Source organism: Bradyrhizobium sp. LMTR 3 (genome assembly GCF_001693485.1).
Taxonomy (GTDB): Bacteria; Pseudomonadota; Alphaproteobacteria; order Rhizobiales; family Xanthobacteraceae; genus Bradyrhizobium.
Map to the genome: position 1 here is coordinate 754506 of NZ_MAXC01000012.1, position 17167 is coordinate 771672.

At 57.1% G+C, this 17167-nt stretch carries 10 protein-coding genes; 3 read left to right on the forward strand and 7 right to left on the reverse strand.

What is annotated here, in order from left to right; translation table 11 throughout:
• Positions 1–3 precede the first annotated feature (3 nt).
• The 4 genes from LMTR3_RS13080 to LMTR3_RS13095 form a co-directional block, all read right to left on the reverse strand.
• Positions 4–1131, reverse strand: coding sequence for an ABC transporter ATP-binding protein (locus LMTR3_RS13080; RefSeq protein ID WP_065745399.1), 1128 nt, complete (start codon positions 1129–1131; stop codon positions 4–6).
• Positions 1128–2270 carry a M24 family metallopeptidase gene (locus LMTR3_RS13085; protein WP_065745655.1) on the reverse strand — a complete coding sequence of 381 codons (1143 nt, stop codon included), beginning with the start codon at positions 2268–2270 and terminating at the stop codon, positions 1128–1130. Before LMTR3_RS13085 ends, LMTR3_RS13080 begins: the two co-directional genes overlap by 4 nt.
• Before the next feature lie 192 nt (positions 2271–2462).
• Entirely contained in the window at positions 2463–4148 is a 1686-nt protein-coding gene (locus LMTR3_RS13090; RefSeq protein ID WP_176721877.1) for an ABC transporter permease subunit, read from the reverse strand.
• Between the two features lie 123 nt (positions 4149–4271).
• On the reverse strand, positions 4272–5387 hold the full coding sequence (locus tag LMTR3_RS13095) for an ABC transporter substrate-binding protein (RefSeq protein ID WP_084029563.1): 1116 nt from the start codon (positions 5385–5387) through the stop codon (positions 4272–4274).
• Between the two features lie 133 nt (positions 5388–5520).
• On the opposite strand from LMTR3_RS13095, the gene LMTR3_RS13100 reads away from it, so the two are divergent.
• Positions 5521–6003 carry an Lrp/AsnC family transcriptional regulator gene (locus tag LMTR3_RS13100; RefSeq protein WP_084029564.1) on the forward strand — a complete coding sequence of 161 codons (483 nt, stop codon included), beginning with the start codon at positions 5521–5523 and terminating at the stop codon, positions 6001–6003.
• 29 nt (positions 6004–6032) lie between these two features.
• Here LMTR3_RS13100 and LMTR3_RS13105 read toward each other — a convergent pair whose 3' ends face one another.
• Positions 6033–7247 (reverse strand): diaminopropionate ammonia-lyase, encoded by a 1215-nt coding sequence (locus tag LMTR3_RS13105; protein WP_176721878.1) that lies wholly within the window; start codon positions 7245–7247, stop codon positions 6033–6035.
• Positions 7248–7476: 229 nt separating this feature from the next.
• Between LMTR3_RS13105 and LMTR3_RS13110 the strand changes: the two genes are divergently transcribed.
• Complete coding sequence (locus tag LMTR3_RS13110; RefSeq protein WP_065745402.1) at positions 7477–8700, forward strand: aminotransferase class V-fold PLP-dependent enzyme; 1224 nt, start codon at positions 7477–7479, stop codon at positions 8698–8700.
• 508 nt (positions 8701–9208) lie between these two features.
• Here LMTR3_RS13110 and LMTR3_RS39795 read toward each other — a convergent pair.
• The gene (locus LMTR3_RS39795; RefSeq protein ID WP_065745403.1) at positions 9209–11515 is read right to left on the reverse strand and encodes a glycoside hydrolase family 113; all 2307 of its coding nucleotides are present in this window, start codon (positions 11513–11515) and stop codon (positions 9209–9211) included.
• Between the two features lie 1619 nt (positions 11516–13134).
• Here LMTR3_RS39795 and LMTR3_RS13120 point away from each other — a divergent pair.
• Positions 13135–13572 (forward strand): MarR family winged helix-turn-helix transcriptional regulator, encoded by a 438-nt coding sequence (locus tag LMTR3_RS13120; RefSeq protein WP_349643799.1) that lies wholly within the window; start codon positions 13135–13137, stop codon positions 13570–13572.
• A 1249-nt stretch (positions 13573–14821) separates the two neighbouring features.
• Here LMTR3_RS13120 and LMTR3_RS13130 read toward each other — a convergent pair.
• Positions 14822–15652: a Crp/Fnr family transcriptional regulator gene (locus tag LMTR3_RS13130; protein ID WP_065745405.1), complete on the reverse strand. Its 831-nt coding sequence runs from the start codon at positions 15650–15652 to the stop codon at positions 14822–14824.
• Positions 15653–17167 lie beyond the last annotated feature (1515 nt).

Below are 17167 nucleotides of genomic sequence, written 5' to 3' on the forward strand. Positions count from 1 at the left end.
AGGTCAACGCGCGGCTGGAAATACGCGAGTATGCGCAGCCTCAAGCGCAACGCGGACCCGCTGACCGGATTGGAATAATGGCCGCCCTGGATGAACCGGAGTCCGCGCCGTCAGCCTAAGCCCTCCCACTTGCACCAGAACGCTCTGGTTCGTGCCCGTGTACGCGGATTCCAGCACCGTCGCTGTCGCAGCGTCGTCAGCCTCTAATCGAATAAATTCGGGACGAACCGCGAGCAGACCGCGATCCTCCTGAGAGAGCACCTGATCCTTCCGCAGGTCGAGTAGCAGCCCAAGGTCAGGCGCACTCACCCCAACATTCTGACCGGATCGACGTATCACCGCCGGCAAGAAGTTCATCTCGCCGATGAAATCGGCGACAAAGGCCGTAGCCGGCTCCTCGTACAGATCCCGAGGCGATCCGAACTGCTGCAGACGACCACGCTCCAGCACGGCGACGCGATCGGCCATGGACAGGGCCTCTTCCTGATCGTGAGTGACGAAGATTATCGTGCTCCCTACCTCTTTATGGATGAGCTTGATCTCCATCTGGAGCTGTTGTCGGAGCTTTCGATCCAGAGCCCCGAGTGGCTCGTCCATCAACAGAAGGGGTGGACGGAACACCAGTGCGCGGGCTAGCGCGACACGTTGCTGCTGCCCTCCCGAAAGCTGGCTTGGAAGCCGCGCACCGTAACCGTCAAGCGCAACCAGCTTCAACGCTTTCGTGACTTCACGCTCGGCATCGCGACCGCTCATGCCCCGTCTGCGAAGAGGATACGCAATGTTCTCGGCAACTGTCATTTGCGGGAAAAGTGCATAATTCTGGAACACTATTCCGAAACCACGACGATGCCCGGGAACATCGTTGATCCGGACACCATCGAGCTTGATATCTCCAGAACTAGGAGCCTCAAAGCCGGCAAGCATCATGAGTAGCGTGGACTTGCCCGATCCACTGGATCCGAGCAGTGCGACGAACTCGCCAGGCTGTATCGAGAGCGAAACGTTGTCGACGGCTTTCACCGAGCCAAACGTCTTGGTGATCGCGTCGACTGACACTGCACCGCGCTTACCCTCGGTCGATAGAGGCGTTGTAGCCGAATGTTCGGCGGTCATGGCTGCAATGATCGTCATTTTTTGTCCGTTTCGAAGATCTGACGTGGCGTTTTAGTCAGTCGTTCACCGCCGCTCTTGGTCACCACAACGGAATCACTCATCGCAAGACCTGCGGCCGAGGTATACATGTGGAAGACCATTCCCTCCTCAATCACCCAATCCGAGCGCGGTGTGAAACAGCGATGTAGATCGCTCGTGTGCTGGGAGACGAGTGGCGTCACTCCGAGCGTATAGCCCGTAATATTGTCGTAGGTACTACGCAGACCGGCCGCAACCATACCCTCCCGCACAATGTGATCGACATCAGCGGCGAGCGCCCCGGGACGAAGTGCAGCGATTTGCTGGTCCTGTAGTGAAATCAGCTTCTCCGCAGCGACCTTCTGCTCATCTGTCGCGCGTCCCACGATGACAGAGCGCATGATGCGTACCGTATAGAAGCGCAGGCGTGGCAAGAGCTCAATGTGAACGATGTCGCCGTCGACCAGAGGTCGCTCCTCCAGAAATCCGTGTAGAGAGTCCCAGCCGGACCCGACATTCAACGGGCCGACGAAGCCATCGTCAAACCCGAGCTTGTAGTACGCGCTCGCGGCCACTGCGGCGACGTCACGCTGGCTTTTTCCACACCCGACCTCCCTCACCGTCGCTTGGAGAGCGGCGTCCAGGAGGGTACCCGCACGCCTCATATGGGCAATCTCCTCGGAGGACTTACGCCCCCTGAGACTCCATGCGGAGCGTTCGAGATCGCGGAAGTCGGAGTCGGGCAGAAGCTCGCGAAGGCTCTGGTAGCGCCGAACAGTGAACGAATTCGACTGGAATTCGACACCGATATTCTCGTGAGCGATCTTTCTGTCGCGCAACGCATCCACTAAGGCGACCAGCGGATCGTCCCAGTCGCCAAAGCCGACGATATCTTCCATCCAGCTCCGCTGACGGGCCGGCGGCATATCGAGCTTGCGAACCAAAAGGAACGGCTCTCCCGAGACCGGAACGACGCATGCGCGCCAAAGGTTCTCAGAGACGGTGTACCCCGACAACCAAGCCATCATCTCCGGTTCGTCGAGAATCACACAATCGAGGCCACGATCGGCCATCAGCTCCTGCACTGAGAACAATCGCCGCCTGTACTCACCGATAGAAAAGGTGAGATCGCGATTCATGCACATTCCTCCGACAAGCCTTTGGATCCCCAGAAAGGTCCGACGCTAGCAAACCGTATGGTTCGATATCCATCCGATGCATTCATCAAGGAAAGCATGATCAGTTCTCTCAGCTCAGTTTGCGAGCGCGCCGGCCTGGTCACCCCCGCGGGCTCTTCCAAAGCGACGTGGCACGTCCAAACCACACGATGGTCAAGTTCGACCTCCGCCTTGCGTCCGGCGACCTTCAATTGCCGCTCCGACAAAGAGACGCAGGAGATAAAGAATAGCCAGCACGGCCAAGAACAAGACCGCGATCACTGCGATTTGCGGACTGATCTCCAGACGGATGTTGTCCCACATCCGCATAGGCAACGGCGTAGCGGATGGCCCGCTTAGAAAAAGGCCAAACACCACGTCATCGAAGCCCACAATGAAGGCGAATATCGCCGCGCTCGCGAGCGTCGGAAACAACAGAGGCAGGGTCACGGTGCGCAGGGTCGTCAAGGGGCTCGCACCAAGGCTTGACGCCGCTCGCTCAAGCGTACGATCAAATCGCTTCAGTCCGGCTATCATGACAACCACGGCATATGGCGCTCCGATCATTGTGTAGCTGAGGGCGAATGCTATCGGAGAGCCGATCAGCGGAGAGCCCGCGAGCGCAAAGAATAGCGACACGGCCATGACCACATGTGGAACGATCAGCGGCGAGATCAGAAGAAGGTAGATCGGAAGCCGTCCCAGGAAGCGATGACGGACCAATGCGAACGCCGCCGGAACGCCAACAACAACGCTCAAGAGCGCCGACAGGCCGGCCCAGCGCAAGCTAAAGCTCAGCGCATCCAGCCACTGGGTGTTATTGAACAACCGGGAGAACCACCGTAGCGAATAGGCTGGAGGCGGAAACGTCAGATAGGGGGCATCACTGAACGCCAGCGGAATGACCACCGCGAACGGAAGAACGAGCAGCAGAAGCGCAAATCCGGCGCAGCCGTAGAGCAATGGCTTCCGAATGCTCGAGAGCAATTCATGTAGATGCAAGGAGGCACCATGCGACAGCGTTGAGATGCGCTCTACGAGAGGTCGGCTCACGGCAAACCCGAAAGCAAGCGCGCTCGATACATTGATGTCATCCGATCGCGGACGATCATCTAGCTCTTCTGCAATCCGGCGCCGGAATACGAGAAAGATGACGATCACGGCCAGCAGCAGCAGCGAGGATTGAGCAGCCGCCTCGTTAAAATTCCCGAGAATCAGGACCCTCAGGCTAATACCCTGCGCGATGAGGTAGTCGTCCGGACCTCCCAAAAGCTCCGGCGTAATATAGAAGCCCAGGCAGGAGAGGAAAACGAGCGTACATCCGCTGACCAGCCCCGGCATCGATGCCGGAAGCGTAACGCGGAGGAATGCATCGGTCGGCGGACTTCCCAGGCTCTGCGCGGCCTTGGTCAAATTCGGATTGACTCGTGTCAGCGCCGCATACAAGGGAAATACCATTAGCGGAAGCTGGACCTGGACCATTCCGATATAGACTCCGACGGAATTGAACACCATCTGAAGCGGCTCGGAAACGATGCCCAGCCCGAGAAGCATTCTGTTTATCGGCCCACTCGGGCTGAGCAGCACGATCCACGCGTAGGTGCGGATGAGAACGCTGGTGAGGTAGGGGAGCGTGACGAGGAAGAGCAAGAGCGTCGCCACTCCTCGCGAACATCGAGAGATCGTGTAGGCCAGCGGATATGCGATGACTAGGCAAATGATGGTCACGGTCAAGGCGAGCGTGAGGGTCCTCAGAACGATCCAGAAGAATGAGGACGAGCTCGCGATTTCGACATAGCTCTTGAGGGACCAAACCCCATCCGATTGCAGACTCTTGAGCACGAGCTGCGTCAGCGGCATCAGATAACCGAACGTGAACAATACCACGATCGGAAGGAGCAGTAGGACGGGAGCGAGTCTATCCCGCCCAATGGGCCACCTCCGGGTTGGTGATATCGTCATACTCGGATTGGACATCGCGATTTACCGCGCACCTGCGAGCCATCGCTCCCACTGAGCGACGGCAATTTCGTTGTTCGCACGCCCGCCAGCACCTGGCGCGTTCCAAAACTCATAGTCCTGAACGAACTGTTGTTTGCGCGCATCTGGCGACGTGGGCAGAAGCTTGGCCCGTTCCGGCGGGATAAATTCGAAGGCCCGCGAATTCGGAGGCGCATACAGGATATGCTGAACGAACTTGGCCTGGCTTTCGGCGCGAGCCGAGAAGGCGAGGAACTTGAAGGCATTATCGGCGTTCTTCGCTCCTTTCAACACGACCCAGCTATCGTATTGCAGCATGCCTTGATTCCAGGTGTAACCAATCTTCGCGCCCTGCTCGTTGGCGGCGGAAAGCCGGCCGTTCCAGGCACTGCCGGCTGTGATCAACTTGTCGATAATAAGTTGAGGTGCTTCGGCGCCCGTATTCCACCATTTCACGATGTTGGGTTTGATACGCGCGAGGCTCTTGAACGCGCGATCCCAGTCCAAAGGATAGAGCTTCGATGGCTCAACGCCGTCCGCCAACAGCGCTGCCTCGAACGTACCGCCGTCCGAGGCCCACGTACCTGCCATCAGAGAACGGCGCCCTGGAAACTTCTGAACATCCCATACGTCCGCCCAAGAGTTCGGCGCGTTGGACGTAAATTTCGACGAGTCGTACGCGATCAATAGCGAATAGACGATCGCCGGCACGGTGAACTTGCCGACTTTGATGGGGCTAAACGCATCGAGGTCGGCCTTGTCGAAATAGCCATAATCGATAGGAACCAACAGATTGTCTCGCTCGAAAGTCGGCGCCTTACCACCTGGCAAGATCATCACGTCATAGCGAGGCGCTCCCGCAAGAACGCTCGCGCGCGCAGCTCCCGTATCGGTGCGAGGTTGCGCGATCACTTTGATGCCGGTCTCGCGCTCGAAAGGCTCGAAGTAGGCTATCCGCTTTGCCTCACCCCAGGATCCGCCGCCGTCGTAGACGACAACTTGACCGGTGCCCTTCGGAATTTGAGCGATCGCCGGAGCGGGAAACAGCGAGCGGGTCGCCGCAAGGCCTCCGACCAACGCGGTGCCCTGAAGAAGTCTGCGCCTTACGATGTCGACCATGGCTGTCCTCCCTTGCCCTGCTGACGATACTTGCTCGGGCACTTCTCGTGCATATAATGTGACGTGCTGGTGGCGGAATTCGCCATTTTTGCTCTTTACGTGCCGGATAATTGCAATTTTGAGGGATCTCTAGGTGGCTATCACGCGCGCAGATCTCGATCGTCTCGATCTCAAGTTGCTGATGTTGCTTCAGGAGAATAATCAGCAGACCTCCGAAGAGCTTGCGGAGCGTGTAGGCCTGTCGCCAACTTCTTGCCTACGTCGACTACGGCGGCTGCGGGAGAGCGGCGCAATTATGTCCGATGTTTCGATCGTATCCCCGTCAGTCGCCGGAAAACGGGTGACGTCGATCGTCATGGTTGCTCTCGAACAGGAGCATCTCGCTCTTCTCGACACCTTCAAGAGCCGAATGAGCGCTTATCCTGAAGTTACGCAATGTTATTATGTGACTGGGTCAGCCGATTTCATATTGGTCGTCAATACGGGTTCGATGGAAGAGTATGGGGCTTTCACTGAAAGGGCGTTTTTTCCCGATAAGAATATAAAATCGTTCACTACGTTCGTTGCGATGCAGACGGTCAAGTTTACTACACGCATTAATCTCGACGTCTCCTGACTGCAGACGCAAGCGTTTCGTGCCGCCGACTAACGGCTTCCGCTCCAGGCTGAGAGATCGGTGGGGCCTTCGGTCGCGAACAACAGAACTTTCGAGGACCGGTCGAGCCCAAGCCTATCTCGATCCTCGTCCGCCGCTCTGATGAGACCGGCCAGTCCCGCCGCTCCCGACTCGCCGACCCGAAGACGGGCGTCGTCGGATACACTCCCATTGAGTAGACGGACCGCATCGGCGGCTTGCTCGTCTGTGATCGTGAGGAAGCCTGTGGCCAAGGAATCGATAATGGGCCAGACGAGCAATGACGGGCTCTGGCACTCGAGCATGGCCATGTTCGTAGACGGCCCCGGCGGAAGACGTACCGGCCTCTCTGCGCGAGCGCTCTCGTAAAGACATGCCGACCGCTCTGGCTCCACGATCCACAGATGGGTGTCGGGTCCGAGTAGACCTCGCGCCCAGCCATGCCCGAACACGCTTGCCGCAAGACCTCCGACGCCAGCTTGAACCAGAACATGAGTAAACGGCGTTGGTTGTCCCGTAGTCGCCGCAATGATTTCGTCGATCAAGATTGAATAACCCTGGACCACAAACGTGCAGGCGGTGTCGTCCTCTCCGGGGCCAACTGTATCCGGGACAGCAATCCAACCATCCTGAGAAGCAGCTCTGGCTGCCGCCTCGACGGAATCGTGATAATCTCCGGCAACACGGACGATCGCACCGCCGAGCCGCGAGATATGAGCGGCTCTCTCCTCGCTCACGCCTTCGTGGAGATACACGACGGCCCGTGCTCCGATAAGTCTCGCTCCAGCCGACACGGAACGGCCATGATTGCCGTCCGAAGCGCAGGAAAATGTGAGCCCTGAAAGCATGGTGCGTACGTCAAGCTCTAGCAGCTCCGCCGGCAGAATCCTGCGCCCCGTCCGTCTCCCGACGTACCTCATGGCGAGCTTCAGCACGGCGTAGGCTCCGCCGAGTCCCTTGAAACTGCCGATATCAAGCCGCTGTGTCTCGTCCTTGATCCAGATTTCGCCGAGGCCTAGCCGCTCGGCTGTGCGCGGCAGCGAAATTAGGCGGGTAGGAGCATAGCGCGGACAGGCTCGAAGCAGGCGGAGTGGCTCATCCCCTGCGTTTCGGTCGCACCACCAAGGAATCCGGTTTAAGCCGCGCGACGCACGCAGTAGGACCGGTCGAAGATGGCTGGATGGGTCCGTCGATGCGGCCTTGACAGGTTTCAGGGGCGGTCCCAATTCGTCCTCCCGGCAAATAATTACCGTTGTATGGGATCATACTCTGCCGACAGCCGATGGCGATTACCGCAAACGTTGAGCCATTCCATGGCAGAATTGGGCGTTGTTCACTCCAAAACGACTGGTTTGGGCCTCAAGCTCCAGTTACGATTCAAAGGAATTGCTGATGATCGAAGAGCATCGTGTGCTCAACCGGGCTCGAGCAAGCCATTAAAGAAAGTGATCTCTGGTGCAGCAGTCGACGAGCCATACAGGGTTCGAGGATCTTTCCGATTCCGACTTCGATCGCTTGCGAAGTGATACACCCGGCGTCGCAAATCGAATTCACCTCAACAATGCAGGCGCTGCATTGATGCCGAAGCCGGTTGTCGGGGGCATGATCGAGTACCTGCAGCGCGAAGCCGAAATTGGCGGATATGAGGCAAGCGCCGAAAACAGCACGCGCCTCGACGGCGTGTACAACAGCATCGCCCGGCTCGTTGGGTCGAAGCGGGAGGAGATCGCGCTGGCCGAGAACGCCACCCTGGCATGGCAGCGCGCCTTTTACTCGCTACGCTTCCGCCCGGGTGACCGGATTCTCACGACCTCCGCAGAATTTGCGGCAAACTATGTCGCTTTTTTGCAGGTTGCACGTCGAAGCGGAGCACAGGTCGAGATAATACCCGACGACGCAAATCATGTTCTCGACCCGGAAGCGCTCGAACGCATGATTGATGCTCGCGTACGACTGATCGCCATCACATGGGTGCCCACCAACGGTGGTCTCGTGAATCCGGCCGAGGCCGTCGGACGGATCGCTCGCGCATATCGGATTCCGTACTTGCTGGACGCTTGCCAAGCGGCCGGACAGATGCCGATCGATGTCTCTGTACTTGGCTGCGACATGCTCACCGCAACAGGCCGAAAGTTCCTGCGCGGTCCACGAGGGACAGGCTTCCTGTACGTACGTCACGATTTCCTGAAAGACATCGAACCGGCGATGATCGATCTGTTCGGAGCACCATGGGTTGGACCGCAGAGGTATGAACTCAGATCCGACGCTCGACGATTCGAAACATGGGAGGCGAATTATGCGTCGCGGCTCGGGCTTGGAATAGCAGTCGACTACGCACTTTCAATCGGCATCGACAAGATCGAACGACGTTGTCGTCTACTTGCTGATGAGTTGCGCACCTTGCTCCGCGCAGTTCCTGGATTGTCAATCCATGACCTTGGGGAACGTCGCGCCTCAATCGTGTCGTTCACTCTTGACAACGTGGGTGCACGTGAGGTCATGCGTCGTCTTGCCATAGAACAAATCAATGTGTCGGTCTCCCCACCAACAAGTACACCATTAGATGCGACGCGGAGAAAACTTCCGGAAATCGTTCGTGCTTCGCCGCATTACTATAATACAATAGAGGAGGTCCACATCTTCGCGTCAGCGGTCCGCCGAATAGCAGCATGTCCTTAGCACCATAGAGTGGGATGAGTTTAGGCTGAATTGACTTGGGATTTCCGTGTACGTAGCCTGAGGCCCTCACGTCACGGCTCGCATCCCCGTGCCGAAAGACGCACTAGGTCTTCCTCTGTTCCACCGGACAGGAACACCTACTTTCGCTGGGCAAGCGGCTGCTTTGCAGCGCGCAGAAGCTTTAAAGCTGACAAGCACATTCGACCGTTTTCAATTCAGTCATGCACCCGCATGCTCGTCACCGCACCCCCTTCAACGCCGCCGCGCCGGCAGCCTGAGAGGAGACGCACAACAGTTTTCCGGTAGGTGACAACACCAGCTTTCTCGAAACCAAGTCCGGTACAGAAGCGAGACCCCGGCGAGCGGACAACGCAAAAAGGATTGACTGATCGAAGGCCCGTTACAGCAAGGAGCGCAAAGCAAAGCTGCCACCGAATGAAGGCGCGACTTGGACGAAGATGGTGGGCACGGCTTGAAGACGCGCCTTTGCCCCAGCCTGCAGTCTCCTTCAGAGAAACAAGAAATCGCTCGCGTGGAGCTGATCCACGGTCGTATTCTTGATCTCAATCGTGTTGTTAGCGTCTAAGGTGATCACGACGCTCGTGCCAACCTCGGCCATATGCGATTGCAGCGCGCTGAAGTCGGCAAATACCGTCTTGTCGATCTGAATAATGTCCTGGACACCATCGGTATTCTGAAAGTCAGCGACCGTGTCCTTGCCGAAGCCGGCGGCAAAAACGAACGTATCATTGCCGGACCCGCCAGCCAGGTAATCGTTTCCGCCGCCACCGATCAGCCGGTCGTTGCCGCTGCCGCCATACAGGAACTCGCTGCCGGTACCGCCCTGCAGGCTGTCGTTGCCATCGTCTCCGAACATCTGGGTTGCCGCAGGGCCGCCTTTCAGCTGATCGTCGCCGGCATTGCCGTGCATCGTATCCAGTCCGCCGCTGCCAGAGAGATAATCGTTTCCATCACCGCCATTCATGACATTGGCGGCCCAACTGCCATAAAGCTGGTCTTTGCCGGCGCCACCGTCGAGCAGGGCACCAGTGTCACCGGTGCCAGCCTTGATGATGTCGTTGCCGTCATCGCCATAAAGTTGATCCGTCGCCGTGGTGATGCCGGAGCCGCTGTTGATCGTGTCGGCGTCCGCTCCGCCGTGAATCACATCCGCGCCCGGACCACCGTTGATGGTGTCGTTGCCCGCACCGCCCTGGATCATGTCCGTCCCGGCGCCGCCGTTGATCGCATCCTTGCCGGCTCCTCCGTCAAGGCTGTCATCGTCCGTCGATGACCCGAAGAACAGGTCCTGCCGAGCGGTCATGTCATAGTGGATGGATTTGTTCTGATAGAGATTCCACGTTCCCGGCGAGCTCGGATTGACGGCGTCGGTGACGGCAAGATGCTCACCGTTGACGGTAATGTCCTTGATGTAGAGGTTGCGGTCACCATTGGCGTTGGCGACATCGTTGACGAAAGCAAGATCGAGACTGGAGACTGTCGCCGGGTTGGCGAAGGTGAATGTAAAGGTCTGGAAGCCCGATGCATCGGTGGCGCTTCGGAACTCGACGGTATTGCCGATCTGCTGCCCATTGATCAGAAGCTGCATCTTGGCGCCGACGCCGTCGACGACGGAGCCATAGCCCGTCACGGTGATAGTGGTCTCCGCGAGTTTCGGAATGATATCGGGGCCGCCGGTAATGCTGTCGTCGCCGCCGCCCGACTTGATCGTGTCGTTGCCGACCCCACCCGACAGCACGTCATTGCCGCCGCCCACATCCATCAGATCGGCAGAGGGAGAACCAGTCAGATTCTGGCCGGGCGGCTGGTGCTGTCCTCCGTACCATTCAGTAATCAATTCCTGCGCAGGCTTGCCTTGGGGCGAGTAGCCGATCGGCGAGTATTTGTTGTTCGTGTCCCAGTTCCAGATCGACGCGCCCCTGAACCAGCTTCCGCCTTCCGATCCCCACACCTGAAAGAAGGCATTGAAGGCGTCATACTGCTCCTGGACGTCCTGCGTCGTGCCTTCGGCCCAGCCGCCCGGGCTGATATTGGTTCCGTCGACGCTGCGATAGCCGGTTTCGGTGAAGAACACCTGCTTGTCATACTGCAGGGCAAGCGAGTGGAAGAAATCGACCGGCGACATGTGGTTCATCACCTTCGCCCAGTAGTCGTCCGTAGACATGCTGTTCCACGCATTGACCATCTCCTCGACGGTCGGCTCGGTCGTCGTCGTCAGCGGCGGATAGGCGTTGATGCCGATGACATCGACCTTGTCCCAAAAGCTGACATTGATGGCTTCGTCGGTTGCGGCTGCATAGGTGATCTCGCCGTGGAACACAGCGCGTATGGAATCGATGAGGTCGACCCAGTAGCTTCGATATTGCGGGCCGGAGAGCTTGCCGAGTTCATTGCCGATCACAAGCATGCTGACGTCTGCTTGTTCGGCGAGCTCCGCCATGTGAACCATTTGCTCTTTATAGGAAAGGAAAAAGGCGGCGGGATCGCTCGGATTAAGTACGTACGCAAGACCGCCATCTAGGGCGGAGACCATGGGCTTCAGCGTGACTGAAAGGCCGAGCGCCTGGGCATTTGCCATGGCCTGAAGAATATTAGCATCGCTCTCGGTCTTGGCGGGATGGGCGAAGACATCGTTCGATGTCCTGGTTTGCATAAAAAGTCGGGGGGCGAGCTCAATCGAATTTGCATTCGTTCCCGCAATCGCCTTCATAGCGGCGAGCGCGGAACTGGTGACGAATGCACCATTATAGTTTGAGAGGAACCCAAACCCTTGAACAGGAAACACGCCCGCCATCGTATAGCTCCTCTTTCTTTTTTCGCAGTTTCTCTTGCTGCCTGGTGGCTAGGTTGCTTGCGCAGAGGCACCGGTCTGCGTGTTCAGCGTACTCAACGCAGCAGAGCATTCCACTCGCGCGCAGCGATGCAGCACGCCGCAGATACGCGTTCAACGTGGGCGTGTTGTGACAGAATTAAGTTGATCTTGCGATTGCTGCCGTGCGTCGTTTCAATGTTAAGTGGATTCAACTAACACTCGAAACGGGCTTACTCAAAAATCTACCCCTTCACGCCACACCAATGTTTATGCCCCCGGCGCAGCGGCTAGCGCGTCCGACGGGGGTTATCCATATTGAGCTAAACGGGAGTTGACCCACTTCGTTCGGTCGATAACGACCGGCAAATCAATTAGACTGGTTTCGAAATCCTGAACTCGCAGGCTAGGAGCACGCGCGATTACCCGAACGCAATCTGGTTGTTTGGATTCCTATTAACGGGACATTAATTTGCGACCGATATAGCGCAAACTGCCATGCCGTACGATGCTTTCGAGGAATAGCTGCGATCAGTCGGTCATTTTTGCGCGAAAGATGCGAAACTGAGCGAGATTCTCCGCCAAGCGACGCAAGAAAATCGTTATGCGGTCATTCGTTCCTGGAGCTCTGGTTCAGAGGCCCATGGGGCGTTTCCTCCCTGACTTGGCCGTGTGTAAAGTTCGCGCGGTCTTTTTTTGCATTCAGCAAATGCGCGGCGTTCATACATGTAAAGCGTAAGAGAGCTAGCAAGGGGCGGCCAAACGAATTGATCGTTCGCCGTCGGCTGAACTGCAATGCGGTCAGGCAAAGTACTTCGTGCTGAGCCGCTTCGGTGGCCGCGCAGCGTGCTCCTCCGCGTTTGGGCGCGCAGCCAGCCTCCCCGCTGGCGCCAAAGCACTCGAAGTGGCCACACTCGAGTAGATCTCCCGGCCCGACAAAAATATGAAACGTGGGAAGTCGTCAGCGTTCGGTATGCGTCGGGGAATTCCTCTCGTGCCCTCTCCAGCGGCATAGGTTGTCGATACGATTGAAAAGCGCGCCCAGTCGGGGCTTCCATCCGCCGACATGACGCTGGGGCTGGACATGCGCCCTGCGATCGCATCTGAGGCGTGCCGCGGTAGAAATACCTAGCCATGTCCCACTCCTATGCCGTTTCGCCGATTGAGATGGGTTTGACCTCGCGATTGTATTGCCGACACCCAAAACAGTCGGGCTCGTGAAACAGGGTTATGCTTGGCCTGCATAGTAACGAGATATCGATATTGAATAATGCAACGCGTCCGGCGTCGGCGAATAAATTCTGCGGTCCCGCGCTTTTTTCGACCGATTTCACCACACCGAATTGTCCACTTTTGCTCGCGGCAACCCAGCCCCCCGGTTTTCGATTGCAGTGACGCCAAGGTGATCCGGAAGTTCGCCGAGTGCCCGAACGATCTGAGCGCGCTGTGGGTTCGCGCGGACAGCATTGTCCGTATTCTTAATCTGCGCTAGGGGAAACGAACCAAGGATGAACTGCTGACATATGATGCCTCAGGATATGCCTAGTCTAGCAAGAGCGGTCGACAGTGGCTGTGCTGAGAGTCAGGAGGTGGTCCGGCGATTCATGTGGGAAATAAGATCGATCAATTTATGTCTGGAGGAACTTCGCCAATTCCGGGCCGATGTACTTGGCATTACTGGGCCACAGTGGATGATCTTGATGGCCTTGACGGAGTTGGACAGAGAAAACGGTGTTCCGGTCAACGTGGTATCGAAATTTATGCACGTCGACCCTTCATTCGTCACGACCCAATCAAAGCTGCTGGAGAAGAAGGGCTTCCTGCGGCGTAGGACCTCCACAAGCGATGCCCGGGTCGTCCAGATGTCACTGACGGACAAGACTTACAAGCATCTCGCTAGCGTCGCTGCACAACAGGAAGTCCTCGATGATTTTGTTTTTGGTGATTTCGGTCTTCACGAACTGAGTGAGTTCGCTAATAGGCTCACTGCACTCAGGCATCGTCTAGAGAAAGCTCGCTTGAAAGTCGCTCTGGAGTCCTAAGGACCAAAACGCATAATCCTTATGGCGTATTTGAACGAATTCCGACCTCGGCCTGCCGGATAGCTCGCGTCGCCTCGACATCGACCATGAGCGCGGAATCTCGGCATTCGAGCATCGCGAGCGCGAGTTTCTCAAACGGGATCGCGACGAGCGGATAAGACAGCTACTGCGCAGCATGCCAAAGAGCGAGAAGCGTCAATAGCACGGCCGTAATCAATAGTCAGAGACAAGCGCTAAATTTTACCAACTATCCCGTGATGGGACATCAAAAGGTAACTTTAGGCCGTCCTACAGCGCCCTTTTTGTTGGACCTCGATTAATGACCTGCCTAAGCAGATCGACTCCTAGGGAAGCTTGACCTGGAGGCCCGCGGCACGTCCTGATCGCGAACCTCAATTGCCATCCGAGCCCTTTGGGGCTGTCGCTCGGGCTGGCTCGGCTTCTTGTATCTGCACATCGAACCAGCCAAGGTCCCTTAGCTCGCGCGCTTTCTTTTCGGCTCCGTCCCGACTATCTCGCTTCAATACAATGCAGCTTGCACCATCGCGGGCAAAGATCAAATAGGCCATTCTTCAGTTCATATTTGGTCTGAGTCCGAGCGAAAAGAGGTTGCAGGCATTTTCGCGCTGCGACCTTCGGGCTTAAACAATCCATTATAAAAACGCTCGATCCGCCTGCCCGATATTTCGGATACTGATCTCCGCAATAAGGACTGTGGAGTCATATTTTGCTGTTCCTAATGAGGAACAGAACGGTTGTTGCAGCACCGAGACACAATTAATGCAGAGCCCGTTTAGTGGCGTTCGGAAATGGTCATCGATCAGATGACATTTAACAAGATCATTCCAGCAACCGTACCGATGCGCGCGAGGTCGGCCCAATGGTGACGCCCTTCGTGCGGCCGATCGCCAGATGCCGACCGTTGCGACGATATTGTAGGGTACTGCAGTTGCGTAGCCGACACAACGGCTACACTACGATCGCCCATGATCAGTGCCAGGAAGAAAATTGACGTGAGCACGTTGACCGCAATTCCGCCGGCCACCGCTCAATTCCAGAACGCCTGCCGCAGCGGCAAGTCCCCTTTCCAAAGGCGACGCAGGACGTGCATGTGGACCAATCCGGTATGGGACTGCCTCGAAGCCGAAAACGGCATGACGGTGTATCTGCGCATGTTAATGCGACCGGGCAGACAACACTGCCGCCGGCAGCGCGTCTGCAAGATGCACTGAGCGCCTGGGCGATTTTGCTAACCGCCTGCTCTTTTGCTGAGGGACTCAGAAAGGGCATACGCGCCTGAAAGAAGCTTGTAACAGCCACATGCCTTTTGCTCGAGACCCTTGCGTTCATGGATCTGCAAGACGCCACGCATCTTGCGAATTAACCTTTGTTCTTCGAATCGGATTAGCGTCTCGGTTACACCAGCGCGGCGCAACCCCAACGCGAGCGAAAGGTAGTCATGCGTAATTGGAAGCACGTGAGTGCTCAGAGCATCACTCGCCAAACAGAGCCAGCTCGCGAGCCGCTGTTCGCGATCGTGCCGAACCCCGCACAATCCCGTCTGAGCGCAATGCAAGGTCAGCGCTTGAACGTACCGAAAAAGATGTTCTCGGATTTCAGGACGCTCCTTCGTCACCCGACGCAAATCCTCGACACGGATCCTGTGCGCACTTCCGGGAAAGAGCACAACAGATTGGTGCGTCGAGATATGCCCTACCACTAAGAGCGAAGCGCCGACGGCACCCCAATGTCCTATCACCGCCGATTCAAGGATGCTTTCCGCCGCGACAATTCTCAGCGAGACGAGGCCCGACTCGATAAAATAGACGTAATCAAGATGCTTTTTCGGCTCCTGCAGGATCATGCGTTCTTTCAGCACGATCGGCTCAAGGAGCTCGCCTATTGCCGCGAGGTCTTGCAGAGAAAGACTGGCGAGGATCGCATTTTTCACAAAGGAGCGCGTACGAGGACGCATCTTAACAGGCCGGTCGAGCATCCGCTGTTTGCCGGACACCTTCGTGAGCGCTGCATCTCTTGAGCCGCCAAGCGCTTGGCGGACGGTGGACACATGGTCGGTCATAATGCGGCCCCCTCTCCCGACATGCGACGGTCACCTCGCTGACACGTAACGAAAAATTGATTGGGACTGTAAGGAAACTTTCATCCTGATTAATGCAATGAGCCTGGCGTTGAAGCTCAAATCCCGCGTTCGGGCGCCCTTCCTCGACGGATTCAATACCTTCCCCTGTCGAACTGCTTCTCAAGTGCGGTGTCCGCCAGGGCGCCTCAGCCCGCCAACGCGAGCGTTGCGCGGAGCCACCCGCTGATAGATTCCACGAGCGGTTGGCTTTTCTGTTGCCGAACGAGACGGCGCCTCGGGGCTACAGCAACGGATGTCCTTCTCGAGGACATAGAACTCGGCGATGTGCTTGAGCGCCTCGCCCCCAATGGGCCGAAGGACCAGGAGTGGCAAGTTCGCACAAGTTACGCCGCGCGCCGATCGGCAGAATTGAGAGCAAAGGCTGAGGTCGATGAAACAGCGTCGGCCAGCATGATCAAATTGAAGATTGAGTCCGACCATCATTGGTGAAGCGCACGCCACCATCAACTCGTCGTTGGGCCGATGCCCTTCGTCCTCTAAGCTGGGTGACACCTGCCCGTCAGTTCGTCGTCAGCTTGCCTGAGTATCATTCACAGCGGGACGTAAGCAGCCGGAACTCACTGCGACGAAACGTACCCCGAAGGGACCCGCGAATCGTCATGTAGACTCGAATCAGTGGCTTATCCACACACGCTACCTGAGGTGACGAGCTGAGTCAGTCGGTGGACAGCGACAGCTTTACCCGCCGTTATCAACCGTATTCTATGGCGGTAGCTCCAGACCGATCGCGTAAAAACCGAATAACTAGCGATTTCATAGTGCACTCCTTCCATCCAGACGACGATGATCGGAACAAATGTGGAGAGTGAGCTTCCTATGGCTCCGTAATGAAACAGGACGGCCGAGATCGACATCTCGCAAACTCCGCCGGTAACAAATGGCTCGTCCGTTGAAGCTTGTTGGCCTGGCTGTATTGGCAGTGGCGACTTCCCGTGTGCTGTTACACGCAACCCAACGCGTTCCAGCCGCTTGAATTCACCAAAAAAGGCGCCAAAACGCGGAAATTAACCGTAGATGCGCAGCTCATTGCATTAATCAGGATCTAGACATTCGTTAAATTCAGCAATCCTCGCGAAGCGCTCAGCGAGCTGCTTCGCCAAGAACGTGCACATCAGATTTGGCATCGCTGCACCTCACCTGCGGGCATGGTGGAAGCGGCGAAGACGCATGGTGAAACGGTGAAGACAATGTAGGGAGGCTATCTACGGAATGCCCGGTTAGAGGCGAACATCGCAAAGCTTCCATTTTGGCTCGATTGAGAGCCTATGATCTGTGGTGGCCCCGAGATAGCGCGCGAGGCTTGCATCTACGATGCTACCTCGGTGACATGGATTCCACTGTCGGCCTGATCTTCCGGTCACCCCCAAACACACCTGAAAATTCGCGATGAAGCCACGGTGCGCGGCTTCGCCAAAGGATGACGCTGTTGACAAG

Coding starts and splice junctions, on each gene's coding strand:
- LMTR3_RS13080 (WP_065745399.1), bottom strand. CDS start 1,131: ATGACGATCATTGCAGCCATGACCGCCGAACATTCGGCTACAACGCCT.
- LMTR3_RS13085 (WP_065745655.1), bottom strand. CDS start 2,270: ATGAATCGCGATCTCACCTTTTCTATCGGTGAGTACAGGCGGCGATTG.
- LMTR3_RS13090 (WP_176721877.1), bottom strand. CDS start 4,148: ATGCCGCTGACGCAGCTCGTGCTCAAGAGTCTGCAATCGGATGGGGTT.
- LMTR3_RS13095 (WP_084029563.1), bottom strand. CDS start 5,387: ATGGTCGACATCGTAAGGCGCAGACTTCTTCAGGGCACCGCGTTGGTC.
- LMTR3_RS39795 (WP_065745403.1), bottom strand. CDS start 11,515: ATGGCGGGCGTGTTTCCTGTTCAAGGGTTTGGGTTCCTCTCAAACTAT.
- LMTR3_RS13120 (WP_349643799.1), top strand. CDS start 13,135: ATGTGGGAAATAAGATCGATCAATTTATGTCTGGAGGAACTTCGCCAA.
- LMTR3_RS13130 (WP_065745405.1), bottom strand. CDS start 15,652: ATGACCGACCATGTGTCCACCGTCCGCCAAGCGCTTGGCGGCTCAAGA.